Here is a 22,007-nt window from a genome sequence, read left to right on the forward strand (position 1 = left end):
GCTGGTAAATTGAAAGCTAAAATCGGCATTGCAGTTAGTGCCGGGTTGCGCTGTGGATGTAAAACTAAATGCTGTGAGTACAAGCAGCAAAAGGGTAATAATTTTTTTCATAACAAACATTTTAGATTAAAGGTTAAATTGATTTTCGTTTGTATGAAATAGATACGCTGAGTTTTGGTTGCGTTGCCTGAAAAGCAGAAAAAATTAATATTTTTCTCTTAATTGCTGTAAAAACTGCTCCACAGCTTTACGTACCGGTGTGGCGCTGGTAATATAATTATTGGCTAATACGGAGAATATCAGCAGCTTACCTTTACTTGTAATTAAATAACCGCTTAATGCACAGTTATTGCTTAAGGTACCTGTTTTTGCATAAATAAAACCTGCATCTTTTTTAAAATAAGAGGTTAGCGTGCCTTCGCCGCCGGTAGGTAAAATAACTTTCATTCTATCTAAACCAAATTCGTTTTTCATTTTATTAAGGATGTAAACAAAACTTTTTGGTGTAAATAAATTATACCGGCTCAGTCCGCTGCCATCCACCCATTTGGGTTTTTGCGGCACATCTTTTAAATCTAATTTTAAAATAGTATCAATAATTTTTTCATCATTCATAAAACCCAAATGCTCGTTGCTGGCCATTAATAAAGTTTGCTCTGCAAAAAAATTATCGCTGCGGTGCATCATGGGTTTAAATAGGGAATCGGAGGGTTGGGAGTGGATGGTATTGTCTTTCTTATCAAAACTGTTAACTACTCCATTGCTGTATGCTATATCTAAATTGATAAAAGTGTCCTTTAATAAATTTATCCCTGTAAATAAATCTGATTCAAAGGTTACATTTTGATTTTTATCAAACCCACTTGTAAATATCAAATGATTACTTCCGAATTTTTTAATCAGGTTAAAGCCACTATCAAAAACATCCGTTTTTTCAGTTTCTTTATTAAAATATTTTGGAAATATAGATATGCTATCTTTATTAAGCCACTTGATGTTAACCACATTTCCATACATCGGAAAAGTGCTTCTTGGAGCCATGTATATTTCTTGGTAATCATCCCATGCCCAACCCATCCCTAGTGGATTTATGTAAGGCAGTTTATTCAGTAATATTTTATTTTGGTTTTTTAAAAAATCAAGAACTGGTTGATTTTTAAACTCGGTAAGTAAAAATGTTGGGTCTCCCGCTGCAGTTATTTCTGCGATTAATTCTAAACCCATTTTCCGAACTCCATACCTCAACCCCACCAAACTATCCCCCAAATATTTCATACCTGCATACAGCGTAAACAATTTGGTATTACTTGCCGGTATAAAATATTTAGTAGCATCATAATTATACCAGTATTTATTGGTGGCTGGTTCGTAAATACTAATACCAATATGCCCGCTGCTAACGGCGGTATCTTTTAAAAGAATAGTATTGGCCTGTTTGCTAATTTGCTGGTTAATAGAACACGAACTAAAAAAAGTAAGCAGCAGCAAACTAAGAGTCCTAATTCCTAACTCCAAATTCCCAATTCCTTTTTTATTCTTCTTCATTTGATATTAAAGTTATAATTTTCATCAACATTACAAACTATGTTTTTACTAAAACGCTTAAATCTTTTTAAAGGGCTTTTACAACCAGTGTTGTTGTTGGGTGGGTTAATGCTGCTGGGCACATTGGGTTATATACTTATAGAAGGGTTTAGTTTTTTAGAAGCCCTGTACATGACGGTGATTACTATTGCCTCTGTTGGCTTTAACGAAGTAAGGCCGCTTAGCAATAACGGACAAATTTTTACCATCTTCCTTATCTTAATTAATCTTGGTTTATTTACTTATTTTATCACTTTGCTTTCCCGCTATTTTTTCGATCTGGAGTTTTTAAAGAAATATAAAATGATTAAAATGGAAAACAGTATCCAACAATTACAAAATCATGTTATCATTTGTGGCTTTGGCCGCAATGGTAAAGAAAGTGCACAGGTTTTACACGATAATAAAATTCCTTTTGTGGTGCTGGAAGAAAAAAATGAACTGGAAACCGATCTGGGTTTCGAAGTAAAATATTTTATGAAAGGTGATGCTACCAAAGATGAAGCATTACTTGAGGCTGGTATAAAAAATGCAAGGGCAGTTATCATTACTTTACCTGTAGATGCTGATAATTTATTTGTGGTGCTTACCGCAAAACAATTAAACCCCAATGCTACTATCATCAGCCGTGCCTCACAGGATTCATCTATAAAAAAATTAAAGATTGCCGGTGCAAGCAATGTAATTATGCCCGATAAAATTGGCGGTGCCCACATGGCCACATTGGTAATGCTGCCCGATGTGGTGGAACTGCTTTCGATGATGAGTACAAAAAATAATACGGAGTTTCGTGTGGCAGAAATAAAAGCACAAAAAAGTATTTCACTAAACGAACTGGATCTCTGGAAAAATACTAACTGCACTATCTTAGGTATAAAAGACCAATCTAATAATTATACTATCAATCCACCTTCCTCTTACCACATTAATCCCGGCCAAAGTATAATTGTAATGGGCAGCGATGAACAAATAGAAAATGCAAAAAAAATGGTGTAGCGAAGATTTAAAACTCTTAAAGTTTTACCCCAAATTCCCAATTACAAATTCCTAATTCCTTTCCTGCGCCCTCAACCATCTTTCCGGTATTTCATTCTGGCTGGCATGTATATAATCTTTGTAACTGCAGGCAATAAATTTTTTATTGGGTAACTGCAACCACCAGCGGCCCGTTTTTTTGCTTTGTAAAAAAATGGTTTCTACTTCGGTAAAACTGCTGTGGTATTCATTAAAATTATTTCTGTCTTCAATAGCAGCTTCCTGTTTGCTCCTGCTTTTTCCATCAATAAAATACCAGAGCATTTGTGCAATTTGCCTGGCAGTAAGGTTGTTTACATCATCCTGCGGCAGGTAACCATAAATACCAAAACTGCTGATGTTGTTACTCATGCCGGCATAACGGGTAAGCATGCAGGCTTCTTCGCCGGTAAAACCATTAGGGCTTTGTAAAGATGCAGGCGCATCGCTGTATTTTATAGCGCTGATGTCGAAACTTAATAAATGAGTATTGCGTAACACCGGCTCCATCTCTTCTATATTTTCTTTAGCAACACCTAATCTAAAACAATCAAAACGCAGTTTGTCCATTGTTTCCAGCATGCGTGGGTGTACAAAATAACTTTGAAAACCAATATGATTATAATGCTTAATTAAATTGGGCTCGCCGGTAAGCATTTCCATTAAAAAATTTTCACTGCGTTCGGGGCTTTCGCCACGTAAATTAATATTGGCATCAATGCAGGTAGCTTCAACAATTTTATTTAATTCTTTATAAGCAAAATATTGTGCCAGCGTAATATCGTGTGAGCCACCAAGTATAACCACCGTTTTATTCTGCCGTAGCAATTCGGCTATCACCGTTTTAATAGCGGCATAGCTATCGTTTAAAGTTGCACCGGTTTTAATATTACCAATATCTGCAATGCTCACATCTTTATGCCAAAAATGCAATTGGTATAATTCTTTACGAATAACATCCGGCGCAGCTTCAGCATTGTCAAAAGCGCCACAGCCCCTTGTTTCTGTAACACCAACTAATACAATATCTGCATCAGTTATATCTGGTAATTCTGTTTGATATATATTGATATTTTTGGCAAACTGCCCGTCATTGTAACCATTATCTCCGTTTAGGGTATTAATTAAAACGGGCTTTAAAAAATCATGCAGGTCGTACATTTAAAAAATTTGGGCAAACCTAATTTAATAATTTCAAATTGTGGGAACGTTGCCGTAAAAAATACAAAATTTAAGGCTTTTAAAAAGGGTAAAATAGTAACTTAGCAACTCAATTTAAATTAACGATGGGCTATAAAGAAGAATTACTTACTGATGTTGTAATAAAATTTGCCGGCGATAGTGGCGATGGTATGCAGTTAACGGGTAACCAGTTTACCAATAACACAGCTATGATGGGAATAGATTTATCTACCTTTCCCGATTTTCCTGCGGAGATACGTGCCCCGATTGGAACCCTGCCTGGTGTGAGTGGTTATCAATTGCGTTTTTCATCCGACAGAATTTTTACTCCCGGCGATGCCTGCGATGTGCTGGTGGCTATGAATGCAGCTGCATTAAAAGCCAACTTAAAAGAATTAAAACCCGGTGGAAAAATTATTGCCAATACTGATGGCTTTGATGCAAAAAATTTGCGACTTGCCAATTATCCTGATGGTGTAAATCCTTTAGAAGATAACAGCCTGGGTAATTACGAAGTGATAAAGATCGACGTAACTAAAATGACCCGTGAGGCATTGAAAGAAATTACGATGGGGGTTAAGGAAAAAGACAGGGCAAAAAACATGTTTGTACTGGGTTTTTTATACTGGATGTACAACCGTGACATGGAGAACACCCTTACTTTTATTAAAGATAAATTTGGGAAGAAGCCCGAAATTTTTGAAAGCAATACCAAAGCATTACAGGCAGGTTACAATTTTGGCGATACTACCGAAACTTTTACTACCAGGTTTAAAGTAGAAAAAGCAAAAATGGATTCGGGTACTTACCGTTCCATAATGGGTAACCAGGCGGTGGCCTATGGATTAATTGCAGCATCGCAAAAAAGTGGACTGCCATTATTTTTAGGCAGCTACCCGATAACACCTGCAAGTGATATTTTACATGAATTAAGTAAGTATAAAAATTTTGGTGTAAAAACTTTTCAGGCAGAAGATGAGATAGCAGCTATTACTTCGGCCATCGGTGCCAGTTATGGAGGCAGTTTAGGTTTAACCACCAGCAGCGGACCGGGCATTGCATTAAAAGCAGAAGCCATGGGTTTGGCTGTAATGCTCGAAATTCCTTTGCTGATAATTAATATTCAGCGTGGCGGGCCTTCAACAGGTTTGCCCACAAAAACAGAACAGAGCGATTTAATGCAGGCGTATTATGGCCGCAATGGCGAATGCCCCATGCCGGTTATTGCCAGCAGCACACCCAGCGATTGTTTCAGTGCCATTTATGAAGCGGTACGAATTGCGGTACAGCATATGACACCCGTTATGTTTTTAAGTGATGGTTATATTGCTAACGGTGCCGAACCATGGAAGTTTCCTAAAAGTGAAGACCTGCCCGAAATAAAAGTAACTTTTGCATCGGCAGAGAATATGGCCGATGGGAAATTTATGCCTTACCAGCGTGACGAAAAATTAGCAAGGCCATGGGCAATACCCGGCACTGCAGGTTTAGAACATCGTGTGGGTGGTTTGGAAAAGCAGGACATTACCGGTAACATCAGTTACGATTCGGAAAACCATGAACACATGGTAAAAACAAGACAGGCCAAGGTTGATTTAATTGCTAATTATATTCCTGAACAAACATTAGATAGTGGCCCTGCTAAAGGAAAAATATTGGTATTGGGTTGGGGCAGTACTTACGGTTCTATAAAAAGTGCCTGTGCAGTATTGCAAAAAGAAGGCCTTGCAGTAAGCCATGCACACCTGCGTTACATTCGCCCCTTTCCTAAAAACTTAGGCGATATTTTAAAAAACTTCGACACGGTTTTAATTCCAGAAATTAATAACGGCCAGTTGATAAAAATTATACGTGATGTTTATTTTGTAGATGCCAAAGGCTATAATAAAATTATGGGTGTACCTATTACTAAAGGAGAATTGGTGGAGGCGATAAGGAAGTTGTTGTAGGAAAGTATAAAAGTAAAATTTTAATAAAAATCCCAATTTAATGTTGGGATTTTTTTTGCTGTCTATGTGTAACTCTGTGCCTATGAGTTTAATTTTCACAACAACCGCCCAATATCGACAACAAAAAAGTATTTACTTTTTTGTTGTCGATAAAAAAAATGGCACTGATATTGCAGCAGTAAAATCCTTAAACCCAATTATCCAATGCAACTGACTATTAAAAACTACAGGCCAGTACTTATTTTTATTTTTGCTGCAATCATTTTTATTTCCTGCACAAAACAAGAAGCACTTGTTCCCATTCCCGAGCCGGAAATTAAATTGTCTTCCATCAGTTTTAAACAAGATTCTATAGCTGTAAACCTTTCAGTAACAACAGCAAGAAAAGAAAATGTAGGTACATTGTTTACTACTTCTGTTGAAGGAAAATTGCCGGACAGCATTGTGCGAAAAAATAATTTAATTATAAGAGTTACTGGTGATAGTGCAAGAAAATACCTTAACACAGAAATATTTGCAAGCTATACCGATTCTGCCGGTGTTAGCTACGCAAATGTAATTAGCGATACTGCAAATAAAGTAACCATAACCAAGCTGCAAAAAATAAAACAGGGCATTGTGGAAGGGGCTTTTACGATAAGGGTTAGTAATTCTACCAAAACAAAAACTTTATTATTGACAGAAGGGAAATTTTCCACTTCTTTTTTTGAATAACAATATTTTGGCAAAATTTTTGTTAATAAAGTTCAACACAGAATAACCCCTACCATTCAGAGTAATACAAAATACTGTTCTGAATTTTCACCCTGATTAAATTTTGATAAAATCTTTTTTATAAGATCAGTTAAAGCTGTGGTTATTTTTTAGTTATTAAACCAATATCCTTTTATGAACGAAACGCTGCACACCAAAGCAACAAAGGCAAAACTGCATTCAGCCGAAACTATAAATAATTTAAATGCACCTTTAGCCGAAGGTTTACAGGAATATACCGGTACCTGGGAAACGCCGCAAATTGTTCATCTTTTAAAAAGAACATTGTTTGGTGCAAAACTGCAGGATATACAATATTTTAAAACAAGAACTGTACAACAGTCCGTTGACGAATTATTACAGCCCACTGCTCCGCCTTCAACTGTTCCTTTAAATAATTACAGTGTAAATGGTTATTCCGATCCGAGTGGTGTAGCATTGTGGCAAACCTGGATAAACACTGGTATTAATCTTGCCGATAAAGAACTTAATCAAAAAAGAATTGATTCTTTTAAAACATGGTGGTTGGGGCAGACGGTACAACCTTCACGTTCTATTCACGAAAAATTAGTGGTGTTCTGGCACAATCATTTTGCAACAGACACCAGCAACTCCGGCGATAAAATAAAAGCAAAATTTTGGCACAATCATTATTTAACATTGCGCCAGCATGCACTGGGTAATTTTAAAACTATGGCAAAAGCCATTACACTCGACCCTGCGATGTTATACTTTTTAAATGGAGAGAGTAATGTTAAAGGATCGCCGAATGAAAACTTTGCAAGAGAATTGCAGGAGTTATATACCGTTGGTAAAGGCCCTAATTCAAAATATAGCGAAGACGATGTAAAAGCTGCATCATTGGTATTAACAGGCCACACCGTTAACCCAACTACGTTTACTTATTTTTTTGATGCAGGTAAACATGACTCCACCAACAAAGAATTTTCTTCTTTTTACAGCAATAAAATTATTACAGGTTACAGTGGTGCCAACGGCGCAAATGAAGTGGATGATTTAATGGATATGATTTTTGCACAGGAAGAATTATCTAAACATATCTGCAGAAAAATTTACCGCTTTTTTATTTATTATAAAATTGACAGCAGTATTGAACAAACAATAATTACACCGCTGGCGCAAATATTTAGGAATAACAATTTCAATATTCAGCCTGTACTGGCAACATTATTTAAGAGTAAACATTTTTACGATCTTATTTATTCCTCTGCCTGTATTATTAAAAGCCCTCTGGATTTTGTAATTGATTTGTGTAATGAGTATAGTGTAAAACTTCCAAATCCAAACGATAACGAAGCCACTTATGCTGTATGGCAAAGTATTCAGTACGAGGCAAGCGAAATGCAGCAGGAGCTGGGTGCAATACCGGAAGTTGCAGGATGGTATGCGTATTACCAGGAGCCGGCTTTTCATGAATTATGGGTAAATACGGCAACCTACACACGAAGAAATATTTTTACCGACAGAATGATTGCTGATGGCATAATGAGCAGTAATCAAACCATAGTAATTGATGCCGTAGCGTTTGCTGATCAGTTGGCAAACCCCCGTGATCCTAACTTATTAATTTCACAATCGCTGGAAATTTTATTGCGATATCCATTATCTGAAAGTGCAAAAGAATTTATTAAGCGTTCTATTTTATTAAGTGGCCAGGCCCAGGATTATTACTGGACAAGTGCCTGGGATGCGTATAAAAATAACCCTTCAGATGCAGGTAATAAAGCTATTGTATTAAGCCGTTTGAAATCTTTTTATAAGTATATAATGAACCTGCCAGAATATCATTTGTGTTAAACATCCAATTCCTTATCTATGCAAAGAAGATCTTTTTTAAAACAAACTATACAGGGAGCTATACTGCCTTCCATATTAGGCAGCATGTCGGTAAAAGCATTTGGCAACTCTGCTTTTTTACAATCGCTTTCCGGTGCCGATAATGATCATGTGCTGGTATTAATTCAATTAGCCGGTGGCAACGATGGTTTAAATACAATTATACCATTAGAGTTTTACAGCGATTACAATCGTATCAGGCCCAATATTGCGATACCCGAAAGCCGTGTTTTAAAATTAAATAGCAATCTTAAATCTGGTTTGCATCCATCATTAACCGGTATGCAGCAAATGTATAACGATGAAAAATTATGTGCCATACAGGCTGTGGGTTATCCATCACCAAATGGTTCACATTTTCGTTCAATGGATATATGGACTACGGGTGCAGATGCAGAACAATATTTATCAACGGGCTGGGCTGGCCGCTATTTAAATCATCAGTATCCCAATTACCCGGTTGGTTTTCCTAATGATATTATGCCCGATCCATTGGCATTGCAAATTGGTTCGGTTTTATCCCCTGTATTTTTAAGCCCCACAGGTTTTGATGCACTGGCCATTGATGAGAGTTTGAATTTTTATAATTTAATTGATGCAATACAAGACCCAACACCCAATACGCCAAGTGGTGTGGAGTTGACTTACTTACGCACCATTGCAAGGCAAACTAACCGCTATGCAGAAGTTATAAAAAAGGCTGCTGCAAAAGTTACACAGCAAAGTGCTTATCCTGCCGATAATTATTTAGCAGCGCAATTAAAGGCTGTTGCCAGGCTGGTTGCCGGTGGATTGAAAACAAAAATTTATATGGTGGGCATGGGAGGTTTTGATACACATGCCGGCCAGGTAAATGGCGGTAACACACTTACCGGTAATCACAGTGGATTATTAAAACAGGTTTCCGAAGCTATAACTGCATTTACACAGGATCTTAAAGGTTTAGGTGTTTCAAAAAGGGTTTTAGGAATGACATTTTCCGAATTTGGAAGACGCATGCAAAGCAACGGAAGCTTAGGTACCGACCACGGCGCCGCACAACCCATATTTTTATTTGGCGATAGCGTTAAGCAGGGCATACTCGGTAAAAACCCTGATATGCCTGCAAGTGGACAGGCCATTGATAACGTGCCGATGCAATACGATTTTCGATCGGTGTATTCAACAATTTTAAGAGATTGGTTTTGTTTACCACCACAGGATGTTGATACAGTTTTGTTGAAAAATTATCAGTACCTGCCGGTTATAAAATCTACTGCATGTAATATGGATATGCAGGAGCTTAATAATTTGGGCAGTAATTTAATAATCAATTATCCCAATCCATTTACCAATTCAACAAAAATTACTTTTAAAACTGAGGGTGGCCATACGCTGGTGCAAATATTTGATACAGCAGGTAAAAGAATTGCAACACTGGCAGATCAGCTTTATACAGCGGGTACTTATACAGTTACGTTTAATACACCAACTTTAGCAAGTGGTGTTTATTATGCAAGATTACAAAACGGCTCTTTACAGCAAGTGCGTCCAATGCTAAAAGTTAGAGGATAATAATTATACTATTCACCCCAAAAAACTTTTGTAAAATAAACCAGATGAAGTGCTTTTTTAAAATACTGTTTTTTTTCTGCTCTACTTTTGCAGTTGAAAAAGCAATAGCTCAAATGCCTTTTGCTATACAGCACAGTTCAGCCTGTGCAGGTACTTCGGTAATTTTTAATTCTACTGTTTTTGAAACAGCACAATTTCCCAGCCAAATAATCTGGAATTTTGGTGATACAGCAAGTGGTTTGCTAAACACTGCAAAAGATATTCAGCAGGCCAATCATATTTATAATACTCCCGGCACATATATTGTTTCGTTGCATGTGGTAGATATTGGCGCAGGTACAATAGACATAACTGATACCATCACTTTTGTTTTATCGGTTGTACACAATTTTGGTCCAGATGTTTTTTTATGCGGCGATACAGGTACTTATATTTTAAATGCACCCATTGTTGCTAATGCCATATACGAATGGAATGATGATACACTCACAAAAGGGCCTGTACTTGCGGTAAAAGAAACCGGAACTTATACCGTAAAAATAAATGGCTGCCAGGTAACAGACACTATTGGTGTTTTTTTTACTGCAGAGCCCAATCTTGATTTAGGCAGAGATCATGTAATGTGCCAGGGCGAGCAGATTTCATTAAATGCAACAAGTGAAAATGCCACCTATCAATGGTTGTTAAATGGAGCGGTTTTGCCGGAAACACAATCACAACTTAATGTAACAGCACCGGGTGGCCGTTATATTGTTAATATAAATGTAGCAGGTTGCGGTGCTTACAGTGATACAGTAAATATTAATTTTAGCAATTATACTGCACCGCCATTTAATTTAGGCCCTGATACTTTACTGTGTCCAAAAGAGATTTTTAATTTAACTGCACATGTAAGTGGCGCAACAGGTTATGCATGGAGCAGCAAAGGTTTAAATGTAAATGATGCGGTTAATTATAATATTGATAACGATTCAACCATTACCATAAATAACGAAGGCAGGTACTGGGCATTTGTAAATATTGCCAAACAATGCGAAGTGGTAGATACTATGATTGTAAGATACCGTGGCAACAAACAATTAAATTTTAATGACACTTCTTTGTGCCTGGGTACTACACTGGTGCTTGATGCTGATTTTGGAACAGGAAATTATAAATGGGAATCTATTCCTCCGCAGCGTGACGATCAGAATAATACTAATCAGTCTACTTACTTTATTTATAAGCCCGGTTTTTATGCAGTAACGGCAACGGTTGGCCATTGTATATTTAAAGACAGCCTGAATGTGGTTTTTAATGATACTTTAAAATTATCATTGCCAAAAGATACTGCATTGTGCAGAGGAGAAACATTTATTATAAAGCCAATTGCAAATGCAGCCGATTATAAATGGCAGGATGGAACAGTGGGTGGCCTATATTCTGCAACCGCATCTGGCTTATACAGTATAACAGCGCAAAATGGTTGTGGTACAGATACTGCACAAATGAATATTGTTTTTGAAAGTTGCCCCTGTACTTTGTTATTGCCTAATGCATTTACACCCAATGGCGATGGAGTTAATGATAACTTCAGGCCTTTGCATGCCTGCGATATGACAGATTACAGCATGACGATTTTTAATCGGTACGGGGAAAAAATTTATTTTACTAAAGATCCGCTTGAAGGTTGGAATGGAAAAATAAAAGGCAGCTTATTAAATATGGGTGGCTATGTTTGGACGGTTATTTATACAAAACCAAGTACCAAACAACTTATACAAAAGCAGGGATCGGTTTTATTGCTGAGATGAGGTTAATTGAATTTGAAATACTTATACAAATGTATGATTGCGATATTAAACTGTAATTTCAAATCTTAAATTTTAAACTGGTTATCTTTTCACTCTTTCCCTGCCAAATATTATTCCTATTTTAAGATTAAAAGTAAAATAAGCGTCATTGTTTTTAGCATTACCTCTCTGGTCGCCATCATTTGTAATATGAGTAGGGTCTAATTCGTACTGGCGGTCGTTTAACAATAAGGCATTAGTTAATTTAGTTCCGGTAAAATAATTGGAGTAAATATTTGCATCAATATAATTTGTGCTTACATCATCTAAATAATCAGTGGATAAAATACGGTAAACACATTCTGCTCTCAGGTTAAGCATTGGCGATAGTTCGTATTTAACACCCACACCAACAGGATAACTCATTTGCTGCAACTTATACGGTTTTCTTTTTGGGTATTCGGCAAAGCCTTGGCCTTCGGTACTCAGCGGCTGAAGGTCAACCCATTTATTTAATAATTTAGCCTGAGGATTAAACGAAAAAAAACCAACACCTGCAACTACATAAGGCGAGTACCTGGGCATCTCATCGTTTTCATCATATTTTTTAAAGATGTACAAAGGATGAATTTCTGCCAAGGCAGAAAATTCTGTAACAGAACTTCTAAAACTCAGGTTACGTTCGTACCTGCCAAAAGTAGAAGTTTTGTTTTTCTTTAAAATACTGTCATAAGCTTTTACCTGTCCAAAAGTTCCTTCAACTCTTAGTGCAACAGCATTTTTAAAAATTGCACTTAAGTACACACTTCCTGCCAATTGTATGTTTCCAAAATTTAGATCTTTTATAAACTTTTTTCCAATGCCTTTATTGCCGCCCAAATCGGTAAGGCAGTTCATTATACCCACAGAGCCGCCTAATTCAAAAACAATGGGGTTGTCGTAATAATTATTATCGTAAAAATAATACTGGGCAGTAGTTTTTTTAGAAAAGCAAACCAGTAAAAATAAAAGGGCCGCGGCTAATTGCAGTTTTTTCATGTAATAAATATCCTTTTGTATTAGTAATTTGGCCTTGCTTTATTGGGATATTGAATGGAATACAAATAAAGTGATTATTAGTCAATTAATTTTCAACTTTCATTGTTTGTTTACAAATTTTCAGATGCTTTATAAATCTTATACGCTGCATCACTGCCAATAGTAGTTTTAAATGAAAAACTATCTGTTAAAAAATAAATCCTACTTTCAGGTTAATTGAAAAGTACGCATCCTTATTTTTTGGATTTCCTCTGGTATCTCCTACGTTGGTAATATGGGAAGGATTTATTTCACTTTGCCGGTCATACAACTTTAATACCCTGGCCAAGTCAATTACACTGTAATTATTAAGTGGGTTACTAAATGTAATTGGGTCAATATAAGTAGTGCTTACATCATCTAAATAATCGGTATTTAGTATACGGTAAACAAACTCTGCACTAAAGTTAAAAAGTGGGGATAGTTTGTATTTAAAACCTGCTCCAACTGGAAAGTTTATCTGTTTTAGTTTGTAAATTTTTTTGTGAGGGTATTCTACAAATCCCTGTCCTTCTGTAGCCAAACGCTGTAAATCTATCCATTCGCTATCAAGCTTTGCTTGAGGATTAAACCTGAAATATCCAATACCACCCAATGCGTAAGGCGAAAACCTCGGTAATTTTTCATCGTCAGCATATTTTCTAAAAAAACGTGGATGGATTTCTGTAATCAGTGCTACTTCAAAAATTGTACTCCTGAAACTCAGGTTTCTTTCGTACCTGCCAAAAGTAGTTTCTTTAACATTTTTAAGTATGGCATCGGTAGCGGTTACAACTCCCCAGGTTGCTTCCGATCTTAACACCAAAGCATTTTTATAAACGGCACTTACAAAAACACTTCCTGCAGGTTGGGTCTTGCCCAGATTAATATCTTTAATAAATTTTTTTCCTATTCCTTTTCTGCCTCCTAAATCGGTCAGGCAGTTCATTACACCGATAGAGCCACCAATTTCGTAAGTAACATTGTTGCTGTAATATAGATCATCAGAAAAATCGGGTTGTGCAATGGTTTGCCGGGGAGTGCATGTTAATAGAATAACTATGCATACTGAAGAAGCTAATCTTTTCATTAATTAAGGTTGCCTTTTAGTTAGAAATGCGATGATTTTTTAAAAGGATAACCTGAATTCCGTGGTTAAATATCAGCCTTTTTTTTTATAGCAACAAATTTACAAATGCTTTTTATGCCGCAAATGTTACATTTCGGGTTTCGGGCTGTGCAAACATAGCGACCATGCAGTATAAGCCAGTGATGGGCTTTGTAAACATAATGAGCCGGAAAATTTTTTATTAATTGTTTTTCGGCAGCTAAAGGAGTTGTTGCATTTGTGGTTAATCCAATTCTTGCACTTACCCTGAAAACATGTGTATCAACAGCCATATTAGGTTGTTGATCTATAACTGAAGTTATAACGTTTGCAGTTTTTCTGCCTACGCCGGGTAATTCAATTAATTCATCCACCGTCATAGGTACTTTGCCATTAAATTTTTGCATCAGCATATTGGCCATTGCAATTAAATGTTTGGTTTTGTTATTGGGATAAGAAATGCTTTTGACAAGCGGAAAAAGTTCTTCAAAACTTACTTTACTAAGTGCTGCAGCAGTAGGATATTTTTCAAAAATTAATGGTGTGGTAAGATTAACCCTTTTATCGGTGCATTGCGCCGATAAAATTACGGATACTAATAGCTGAAAGGGGTTATCGTAAATTAATTCTGTCTCAGCATCAGGCGCATGCTGTAAAAAATAATCAATAACAAACTGGTAACGTTCTTTTTTGGTCATAAAAAAAATCCCACCGTAAGGGCAGGACTAAATTACGTTAAAAAGATTACGATTTTAAACTGATGCAGAAAGTTCGCTAACAGCTTTTTCGGCATAATTTAAAATGTTGTCAATAGTTTGCTGGCTTGGCGACATTTGCAGCGTTTCCAAATTTTTCTGAGCTAATGTAAGCTCTTCAAATTTTTCACGAAGACTCCAGTCAGTCTCCAAAGCAGCCTTTATTTCGACTGTTTGTTTTTGGGAAGTTTCATTATACAAATACAATAATAAATCTTCCTGTGTAAAGTTGTGCATAAACAATAAAGTGGCTTGTGTTAAAAAATTAAATATCCATTATCCGTATTTATAAACGGTATTTTTACGGCGATATTGTATTTTAATGCAAATTTATTTGCTTTCGGAGGGGGAGTTTATGATAAAGAGATCTTCATTATCTTTTTTCATCATATAGTTTTCACGGGCATATTTTTCAATGGTTTGGGCACTTGTTTTTAAAAAGCCCAATTCTTTATGGGTTTCGATTATTTGTATGCTTTGATACTGCTCGTTTTTGGTTAATTCTTTTGAATGATTTATCCTGTCCATCTGCAAAAACAAATCATTTTTATCAAAAAAAAGCATCCAAATTAAAAATGCCACACCAGAAATAAGGTATTTATTTTTTAGCCACGATGGTATGTGTTGTAAAAACTTCAAGTTTTTTGTTTAGAAGCTTAGGTGTTTAGAAGTTTAGGGGGGTGCTTTAAATAAACCACTAAACTTCTAAACTCTAACCCAATATTTATTGACCAAATTTAATCTTTCCTTTTGGATAAATGCCGCTCTCGCCCAATATTTCTTCAATACGGATAAGCTGGTTGTATTTAGCCATACGATCGGTACGTGATGCAGAGCCGGTTTTAATTTGTCCGCAATTTAGTGCCACAGCAAGGTCCGCTATAGTGGTATCTTCAGTTTCTCCGCTTCTGTGGCTCATGATAGTATTGTAGCCAGCCTGCTGTGCCATACTTACTGCATTAATGGTTTCTGTAACAGTACCAATCTGGTTTACTTTAACCAATAAGGCATTGGCGATACCCTCGTTAATTCCTCTCTCTAATCTTGTAACGTTGGTAACAAATAAATCATCACCCACTAACTGGCATTTTTTACCTACTGCTTCAGTAAGCATTTTCCATCCTTTCCAATCATCTTCTGCCATACCATCTTCAATACTGCAAATAGGATATTGTTTTACCCAGCTTGCCCAGTAAGCCACCAGTTGTTCACTCGTCATTTTCTTTCCATCACTCTTATGAAAAATATATTTTTTTTCTTTTGCATTCCATAATTCGCTGTTAGCGGCATCCATTGCAATCATAACCTGGCTGCCGGTTTTATAACCTGCCACTTGTATAGCTGTCAACACTGTTTCAATAGCTTCTTCATTACTTTGAATATTGGGAGCAAAGCCGCCTTCATCACCCACGTTAGTGCTAAAGCCTTTCTTTTTTAATACAGTTTTTAATGCATGAAAAATATCTACACCCCACCGTAAGCCTTCACTAAAAGATGTTGCACCAATAGGCATTACCATAAATTCCTGAAAGTCTATTTTATTATCGGCATGTGCACCACCATTTAAAATATTCATCATTGGTATAGGTAAAATTTTTGCGTTTGTTCCACCAATGTATCTGTACAAAGGAAGGTTAGCTTCAAGCGCTGCGGCTTTTGCAACTGCCATACTAACGGCCAGCATGGCATTAGCACCAAGTTTCCCTTTATTAGCTGTGCCATCTAAACCTTGTAATGCAGCATCAATACCGGTTTGGTCTGCAATATCCCAGCCCAGTAAATTATCTGCAATAATGGTATTTACATTCTTTACGGCTTTTAAAACACCTTTGCCCCCGTATATTTTTTTGTTATCGTCTCTTAATTCCACCGCTTCGTGAATACCGGTGCTGGCTCCGCTTGGTACAGCAGCTCTGCCTAAATGTTCGTTTTCCGTTAACACGTCAACTTCTACTGTAGGATTGCCACGGCTGTCTAAAATTTGACGGGCATGAATGGATGCGATGTAACTCATTGTTTTTTGGAGGTTTTTATTTTAAAAGTTAGATAGTTTGCAAATTTCTGCTTTAGTTAGGATAAAAGCAAAATTATATTGAAGGGCCTTTATTGGATATTTTTGGGTATGTAATTGGGTATTTTCACTTATTTGGGTATTTTTGGGTATACAATTGGGTATTTTAAAATTTTTAATGTGCAAATTTTTCAAAAATGAATATAGAATCATTACAAATTACAAATGAAATAGTTTCTTTAATTGCAGAAATCGATGAGTTTAAAGGCACTTGGAAAGCATTAGGCAGTTTAGCTCCGGATCAACTGGTTCAATTGCAAAAAGTAGCAACAATAGAGAGTATTGGATCCAGTACACGTATTGAAGGAAGTAAACTTACAGATTATGAAGTTGAAATATTATTAGCAAATCTTAAAATACAAAAATTTGAAACAAGAGATCAACAGGAAGCAGGAGGTTATGCTGCTGCAATGAATATTATTTTTCAAAACTATAAAGATATTCCTCTTACTGAAAATTATATAAAACAACTGCACAGTATTTTACTGCAATACAGCGAAAAAGACAGTTGGCATAGAGGAAATTATAAAACATCCGCTAATAATGTAGTAGCATTAAATACTGAAGGAAAAATAATAGGTGTGGTGTTTGAAACAGCAACTCCTTTTGAAACGCCTGTGCATATGGAGCAATTAATAGTATGGGCAAGAAAAGAAATTGAAGAAAAAAAAATACACCCGCTTTTAATAATATCTTTTTTTATAGTTGAGTTTTTAGCAATTCATCCTTTTCAGGATGGTAATGGAAGGTTATTAAGAATTATTACAACCTATTTACTTTTGATGGCCGGATATGTTTATGTGCCTTATAGTTCATTAGAAGCGGTAATTGAACAAAATAAACAAGGCTATTACCTTTCATTACGGCAAACGCAGGCCACACTAAAAAAAGAAAACCCAAACTGGCAGCCATGGGTAACTTATTTTTTAAAGGCATTGCAATTGCAAAAACAAAAGTTAGAAATAAAATTAGAAAGAGAACATTTATTACTTGCAAAACTGCCTTTATTATCAAAAAAAATTATTGATTTAGCAACTGCAAGAGGCAAAATAACTATTGGGGAAATAAATACTATTTTGACCGATACAAATCGAAATACTATTAAAAGGCACCTTGATAATTTAGTAAAAATAAACCAGCTTGTAAAAAATGGAAAGGGGAAAGGCACCTGGTACACACACCAGTAATTTTTATTTACCCTCCGTCAATGTTCTAAATACTTCTTCCAAACTATTGCTGCTTTCACTTTGCAGCGATACAATATTTAAATTTTTATCTATAGCCAGTTGTAAAATTTGTTTTTTTACTGCCTCTGCATTTGTACATTGAATATTGAACATTGATTGTTGAATATTTTTAACAGCAGTAACGTTTGTTAAGTTGCTAAGCCATTCGCTATTTATTGCCTCTTTAAAACTAACTGTTATTATTTGTAAAGAAGTATTGCCTTTTTGTAAATTGCTCAACGAATCATCTGCAACAATATTCCCTTTGTTAATAATAATTACCCTGTCGCAAATGGCTTCTACTTCCTGCATAATATGCGAAGAAAACAACACCGTTTTATTTTTACCCAGTTCTTTTATCACTTCTCTTATTTCTACAATTTGGTTTGGGTCCAGGCCGCTGGTAGGCTCGTCTAAAATCAATACATCGGGGTTGTGAATTAATGCAGCGGCCAACCCTACACGTTGTTTGTAGCCTTTACTTAATTGCCCAATTTTTTTATTGGCTTCCACACTTAAGCCAACAGTTTTTATTACTTCTTCTATTTTTTCTTTTTTGTTATTTACTTCATGCACATTGCTTACAAAATCTAAATACTCTCTTACATACATATCATAGTACAACGGATTAGCTTCGGGCAGATAACCAATTTTCTTTTTGGTTTCGTTACTGTTTTCATCAACATTAATACCACATACTGCAGCATTGCCAGCGTCGGCTTTAAGGTAACCGGTAATAATTTTCATGGTGGTTGATTTGCCTGCACCATTCGGCCCCAAAAAACCAACTATTTCCCCTTTATTAATGGTAAACGAAATACTATTAACTGCTTTTTGAGCGCCGTAAATTTTGGAGAGATTGTTTACTGTAATGGACATTTAAAAAATTATGTTGTAAAAGTAAAAACGTCAGGCGATAAAACCTGACGTGATTATTATTAGTTAATTATTTTTTTCACCTTCATTTTTTGGGCCCTGGTTTGGATTTGGCCGCTGCTGATTTTGCCCACCTCTATTTTGTGGCGGCCTTTGTTGCCTGTTTTGTTGATTTGGATTAGGCCGTTGCTGATTTTGTCCGCCACGGTTAGGTTGGCCACCGCCTTGTTGCTGCCCACCACGATTTTGTTGATTACCACCACCAGCTTGCTGTGGCCTGTTTCCTTCCTGCCGATTCCCTTGTTGTTGTCTGCCGCCTTGTTGTCTGTTATCTCCCTGCCTGTTGCCCTGTTGCCTGTTATCTCCCTGCTGATTTCTCTCATTATCCCTTCTTTTGCGGCTTGTTTTTTCAAGGCTCTTCAAACTTATTTGCCCCACCACATCTGCATACACCGGTTCAATATCTTTTGGTTTGCTGGTTATTACTTCTACAGGCTCCAAATCTGCCGGCCTTACACCCTGGCGGTTGAGTTCTTTTATTTTTTTAACCCTTTCAATAGTAAGCGGATATTGTTTATTACTATCCGGCATGGTGTACCACATCAGGTTTTTAAAAATATCCTTTTTCACTAAAAAAGCACGGCTTCTTTCCATCTCCAGCATATCTGCATCATCAGGAAAAAATTGCAATGCATCCATATAAGTATCCAGCTCGTAATTTAAACAACATTTCAGGCGGCCGCATTGGCCGCTCAGTTTAGTTTGGTTGATGCTTAAATTCTGGTAACGGGCTGCGTTAGTATTTACACTTTTAAAATCGGTAAGCCAGCTGCTGCAACACAATTCCCGGCCGCAACTGCCAATGCCCCCAACCTTACCAGCTTCCTGCCTGGCACCAATCTGGCGCATTTCTACTTTTACTTTAAACTCGCCGGCGTATAATTTTATGAGCTCTCTAAAATCCACACGGTCATCGGCAATATAAAAGAAAGTGGCTTTGCGGCCATCGGCCTGTATTTCCACTTCTGCCATTTTTAATTCTAAATTTAACTGGCGGGCCATGGCACGGCTGCGAATTAATACCTGTGCTTCCCTTGCTTTGGTTTCTTTCATTTTTGCAATGTCAGTATCGCTGGCACGGCGCAAAACCTTTTTAATGTCGGGGCTTTTTTCATCAACATTTTTTTTCTTCATTTGTAAACGTACCAGCTCACCAGTAATGTTTACCATGCCCACGTCAAAACCGCTGATGCCTTCCACAGCAATCATGTCGCCTTTTTCGTAAAAATGCAGGGTGTTATTTTTAAAGAAATCTTTGCGGCTGCCATTATTAAAACTTACTTCAATAATGCGGCAATTACTTTCGGGGTCGCTGAAAGGTAAATTGGCCAGCCAGTCGTGTACATTCATTCGGTTGCAACCGCCGGTGCTGCAACTGCCGTGGCTTTGGCAACCACCCGGTGCCCCATCTTTTGTGCCGCATCCTCCGCTTCCACATCCCATATCTTAGTAATTGATAATTGGTTAATTGATAATTTAAAATGACTTAACTGCATTTCGTTATTAACGCTGAAGCAGGCAATTCATTTTTAATAAGTAGGAATTTTTTTGAACCCGGCTGAAGAATTACTATGTGGCTTCATTGGCGTCGCACTCTTGTACGATATATCTCTATTGGGCATTAATGAATTGAATAGTGAAATGCCATAAAAAATAAAACGCCTTAATATTGACCAAAGATTATATGCTGAAAACAAAATAATCGTTCTTAGTAATTGTCTGTTCCCCGTTTCAATTTCCTCAGTTCACCAAAATTACTGATTTGTTGCTAATAATGTGGTATAACCTGATAGAAAGGGCATGAAAGAGCATTTTGGCATTGGCATTACGCTCAATATAGTAGCTGGCCTTGTCCAATTCGTTGATAATAGCTTCCTGCTGGCCGATGCTGCAAATCTTGTTCAGGCGTAATGCAAAGTCAGTATCGGCAGTATTTGCCAATTGCTTGTTGCCTGTTGTTTCCATTGCCCTCAGCCTTACGGCTTGTTCCAGCAAATGAATAAAATATTTAAGAAATTGTTTTTGTTTTTCCCGGCCCAGCTTGGCTGTTTCGTCAATCCATTTAACTTGGGCAACTGGTCCGGTTTTTAAAACAGCATTGAGCCAATCTCTCAACATGGCCTGCCAGTCGTCTTCAGCATGTTGCAATAATTGCAGGGCTTCCCGGTAATTGCCTTCGGCAAGCGCAGCAATTTGCCCGGCTTTATTTATATTAACGCCTTCTTTTAATTCCAAAGCAGCCTCTACTTCTAAATTGCTGAGCAAAGGAATTTTTACCAATTGCGTTCTTGATAAAATGGTCGGCAAAATCAAGTCTTCGTTTTCGGCAACAAAAATAAAAAGGGTATTTGGTGGTGGTTCTTCTATCAGTTTTAATAATTTATTGCCTTCTTTGCCTAAAAACTCCGGCTTCCACATAATGAGAATTTTATATTCGCTCTCAAAACTTTTAAGACTCATGGTGCGGTTAATATCGTTGCATTCTGTGGCGGTGATATTGCCTTGTTTGTTTTCGGCACCAATAAATTGCAACCAGTCGTACACGTTACCATAAGGGCTTTGCACTACAAACTCCCGCCACTCTTTTATAAAATCGGCGCTAATAGGTTTTTCGCCAGCCTTTTTTGTAATAACCGGGTAACTGAAATGTATATCGGGATGAATGAGTGCGGTGGCTTTCTTGCATGCCGCACATTCGCCGCAGGAGTCGGAAAAAGTTGTTAGTTGTTGGTTGTTAGTTAGCAGTTGGGGCTCTGCGATAGGTTCAGGTTCTCCGAATAAAGATGGTCCAGCTGTCATCTGTCCACTGTCAACTTTCAACTGCTTTCCATTTACTTTTTCGCAAACAATGTATTGAGCAAACGCCATTGCCAACTGCAAAGCACCGCTGCCTTCTTTACCTAAAAACAATAAAGCATGGCTCAGCCGGTTGTGCTGAATCATTTGAACCAAATGTTCCTCGGTTTCTTTTTGGCCGGTGATAGAATGGAATTGCATGGGTGCAAAGATAAAAGAACAGAGGATTGAAAAGAATTTATCTAACAGGTCCAGAAACGTTTTTGTTTAAAATCAATCCACAGCGGACCTTCGCAGCCGCCAATTATCTTTGTAGATTTTTCTTTTTCATTGTGAATGATTATCCATTTACCCGAAGCATGTTTATATAATGTTCCGCTTTCGTAAAGTTCAC

General features: G+C 36.9%; 18 protein-coding genes. 7 read left to right on the plus strand and 11 right to left on the minus strand.

All coding sequences use genetic code 11. The features are described 5' to 3' along the window. Positions 1-204: 204 nt before the first annotated feature. A complete protein-coding gene (locus tag ACY651_RS13650) occupies positions 205-1,545 on the minus strand; it encodes a D-alanyl-D-alanine carboxypeptidase (protein WP_462253658.1) in 1,341 nt (446 codons plus the stop codon). Positions 1,546-1,584: 39 nt separating this feature from the next. Between ACY651_RS13650 and ACY651_RS13655 the strand changes: the two genes are divergently transcribed. Continuing rightward, complete coding sequence (locus ACY651_RS13655) at positions 1,585-2,580, plus strand: potassium channel family protein (protein WP_462253660.1); 996 nt, start codon at positions 1,585-1,587, stop codon at positions 2,578-2,580. A 51-nt stretch (positions 2,581-2,631) separates the two neighbouring features. On the opposite strand, the gene ACY651_RS13660 is transcribed toward ACY651_RS13655, so the two are convergent. After that, a complete protein-coding gene (locus ACY651_RS13660; protein WP_462253662.1) occupies positions 2,632-3,759 on the minus strand; it encodes a formimidoylglutamase in 1,128 nt (375 codons plus the stop codon). A gap of 125 nt (positions 3,760-3,884) precedes the next feature. On the opposite strand from ACY651_RS13660, the gene ACY651_RS13665 reads away from it, so the two are divergent. From ACY651_RS13665 to ACY651_RS13685, 5 genes are all read left to right on the plus strand, one after another. Next, the gene (locus ACY651_RS13665) at positions 3,885-5,729 is read left to right on the plus strand and encodes a 2-oxoacid:acceptor oxidoreductase subunit alpha (protein WP_462253664.1); all 1,845 of its coding nucleotides are present in this window, start codon (positions 3,885-3,887) and stop codon (positions 5,727-5,729) included. A 204-nt stretch (positions 5,730-5,933) separates the two neighbouring features. Beyond that, the gene (locus tag ACY651_RS13670; RefSeq protein ID WP_462253666.1) at positions 5,934-6,443 is read left to right on the plus strand and encodes a hypothetical protein; all 510 of its coding nucleotides are present in this window, start codon (positions 5,934-5,936) and stop codon (positions 6,441-6,443) included. Positions 6,444-6,617: 174 nt separating this feature from the next. Then, positions 6,618-8,300: a DUF1800 domain-containing protein gene (locus ACY651_RS13675; protein WP_462253668.1), complete on the plus strand. Its 1,683-nt coding sequence runs from the start codon at positions 6,618-6,620 to the stop codon at positions 8,298-8,300. A gap of 18 nt (positions 8,301-8,318) precedes the next feature. Then, positions 8,319-9,893, plus strand: coding sequence for a DUF1501 domain-containing protein (locus ACY651_RS13680; protein ID WP_462253670.1), 1,575 nt, complete (start codon positions 8,319-8,321; stop codon positions 9,891-9,893). 44 nt (positions 9,894-9,937) lie between these two features. Next, positions 9,938-11,686: a T9SS type B sorting domain-containing protein gene (locus ACY651_RS13685; protein ID WP_462253672.1), complete on the plus strand. Its 1,749-nt coding sequence runs from the start codon at positions 9,938-9,940 to the stop codon at positions 11,684-11,686. Positions 11,687-11,767: 81 nt separating this feature from the next. On the opposite strand, the gene ACY651_RS13690 is transcribed toward ACY651_RS13685, so the two are convergent. The 6 genes from ACY651_RS13690 to eno all read right to left on the minus strand — a co-directional run bounded on the left by ACY651_RS13690 (position 11,768) and on the right by eno (position 16,598). Then, on the minus strand, positions 11,768-12,703 hold the full coding sequence (locus ACY651_RS13690) for a hypothetical protein (RefSeq protein WP_462253674.1): 936 nt from the start codon (positions 12,701-12,703) through the stop codon (positions 11,768-11,770). A gap of 187 nt (positions 12,704-12,890) precedes the next feature. Beyond that, positions 12,891-13,811 (minus strand): hypothetical protein, encoded by a 921-nt coding sequence (locus ACY651_RS13695; protein WP_462253676.1) that lies wholly within the window; start codon positions 13,809-13,811, stop codon positions 12,891-12,893. A gap of 65 nt (positions 13,812-13,876) precedes the next feature. Continuing rightward, the gene (nth, locus tag ACY651_RS13700) at positions 13,877-14,527 is read right to left on the minus strand and encodes an endonuclease III (protein WP_462253678.1); all 651 of its coding nucleotides are present in this window, start codon (positions 14,525-14,527) and stop codon (positions 13,877-13,879) included. A gap of 54 nt (positions 14,528-14,581) precedes the next feature. After that, entirely contained in the window at positions 14,582-14,821 is a 240-nt protein-coding gene (locus ACY651_RS13705) for a hypothetical protein (protein ID WP_462253680.1), read from the minus strand. Positions 14,822-14,914: 93 nt separating this feature from the next. Continuing rightward, positions 14,915-15,223 carry an FtsB family cell division protein gene (locus ACY651_RS13710; protein WP_462253682.1) on the minus strand — a complete coding sequence of 103 codons (309 nt, stop codon included), beginning with the start codon at positions 15,221-15,223 and terminating at the stop codon, positions 14,915-14,917. A gap of 85 nt (positions 15,224-15,308) precedes the next feature. Further along, entirely contained in the window at positions 15,309-16,598 is a 1,290-nt protein-coding gene (gene eno, locus ACY651_RS13715) for a phosphopyruvate hydratase (RefSeq protein WP_462253684.1), read from the minus strand. A 194-nt stretch (positions 16,599-16,792) separates the two neighbouring features. Between eno and ACY651_RS13720 the strand changes: the two genes are divergently transcribed. Continuing rightward, a complete protein-coding gene (locus ACY651_RS13720; RefSeq protein WP_462253686.1) occupies positions 16,793-17,842 on the plus strand; it encodes a Fic family protein in 1,050 nt (349 codons plus the stop codon). Positions 17,843-17,845: 3 nt separating this feature from the next. Here ACY651_RS13720 and gldA read toward each other — a convergent pair whose 3' ends face one another. From gldA to ACY651_RS13735, 3 genes are all read right to left on the minus strand, one after another. Continuing rightward, positions 17,846-18,760, minus strand: a complete 915-nt coding sequence (gldA, locus tag ACY651_RS13725) for a gliding motility-associated ABC transporter ATP-binding subunit GldA (protein ID WP_462253688.1) — start codon at positions 18,758-18,760, stop codon at positions 17,846-17,848. A 63-nt stretch (positions 18,761-18,823) separates the two neighbouring features. Then, positions 18,824-20,260, minus strand: a complete 1,437-nt coding sequence (locus tag ACY651_RS13730) for a PSP1 domain-containing protein (protein WP_462253690.1) — start codon at positions 20,258-20,260, stop codon at positions 18,824-18,826. 297 nt (positions 20,261-20,557) lie between these two features. After that, on the minus strand, positions 20,558-21,814 hold the full coding sequence (locus tag ACY651_RS13735; RefSeq protein WP_462253692.1) for a DNA polymerase III subunit: 1,257 nt from the start codon (positions 21,812-21,814) through the stop codon (positions 20,558-20,560). Positions 21,815-22,007 lie beyond the last annotated feature (193 nt).

This window comes from Ferruginibacter sp., from assembly GCF_031391665.1.
Taxonomy (GTDB): domain Bacteria; phylum Bacteroidota; class Bacteroidia; order Chitinophagales; family Chitinophagaceae; genus Ferruginibacter.

Excerpts from the sequence above, each read along its gene's own strand:
- gldA (WP_462253688.1), bottom strand. The coding sequence starts at position 18,760 with ATGTCCATTACAGTAAACAATCTCTCCAAAATTTACGGCGCTCAAAAA.
- ACY651_RS13665 (WP_462253664.1), top strand. The coding sequence starts at position 3,885 with ATGGGCTATAAAGAAGAATTACTTACTGATGTTGTAATAAAATTTGCC.
- nth (WP_462253678.1), bottom strand. The coding sequence starts at position 14,527 with ATGACCAAAAAAGAACGTTACCAGTTTGTTATTGATTATTTTTTACAG.
- ACY651_RS13720 (WP_462253686.1), top strand. The coding sequence starts at position 16,793 with ATGAATATAGAATCATTACAAATTACAAATGAAATAGTTTCTTTAATT.
- ACY651_RS13655 (WP_462253660.1), top strand. The coding sequence starts at position 1,585 with ATGTTTTTACTAAAACGCTTAAATCTTTTTAAAGGGCTTTTACAACCA.
- ACY651_RS13670 (WP_462253666.1), top strand. The coding sequence starts at position 5,934 with ATGCAACTGACTATTAAAAACTACAGGCCAGTACTTATTTTTATTTTT.
- ACY651_RS13695 (WP_462253676.1), bottom strand. The coding sequence starts at position 13,811 with ATGAAAAGATTAGCTTCTTCAGTATGCATAGTTATTCTATTAACATGC.
- ACY651_RS13675 (WP_462253668.1), top strand. The coding sequence starts at position 6,618 with ATGAACGAAACGCTGCACACCAAAGCAACAAAGGCAAAACTGCATTCA.
- ACY651_RS13685 (WP_462253672.1), top strand. The coding sequence starts at position 9,938 with ATGAAGTGCTTTTTTAAAATACTGTTTTTTTTCTGCTCTACTTTTGCA.
- ACY651_RS13680 (WP_462253670.1), top strand. The coding sequence starts at position 8,319 with ATGCAAAGAAGATCTTTTTTAAAACAAACTATACAGGGAGCTATACTG.
- ACY651_RS13730 (WP_462253690.1), bottom strand. The coding sequence starts at position 20,260 with ATGGGATGTGGAAGCGGAGGATGCGGCACAAAAGATGGGGCACCGGGT.
- eno (WP_462253684.1), bottom strand. The coding sequence starts at position 16,598 with ATGAGTTACATCGCATCCATTCATGCCCGTCAAATTTTAGACAGCCGT.
- ACY651_RS13660 (WP_462253662.1), bottom strand. The coding sequence starts at position 3,759 with ATGTACGACCTGCATGATTTTTTAAAGCCCGTTTTAATTAATACCCTA.
- ACY651_RS13735 (WP_462253692.1), bottom strand. The coding sequence starts at position 21,814 with ATGCAATTCCATTCTATCACCGGCCAAAAAGAAACCGAGGAACATTTG.
- ACY651_RS13690 (WP_462253674.1), bottom strand. The coding sequence starts at position 12,703 with ATGAAAAAACTGCAATTAGCCGCGGCCCTTTTATTTTTACTGGTTTGC.
- ACY651_RS13705 (WP_462253680.1), bottom strand. The coding sequence starts at position 14,821 with ATGCACAACTTTACACAGGAAGATTTATTATTGTATTTGTATAATGAA.
- ACY651_RS13650 (WP_462253658.1), bottom strand. The coding sequence starts at position 1,545 with ATGAAGAAGAATAAAAAAGGAATTGGGAATTTGGAGTTAGGAATTAGG.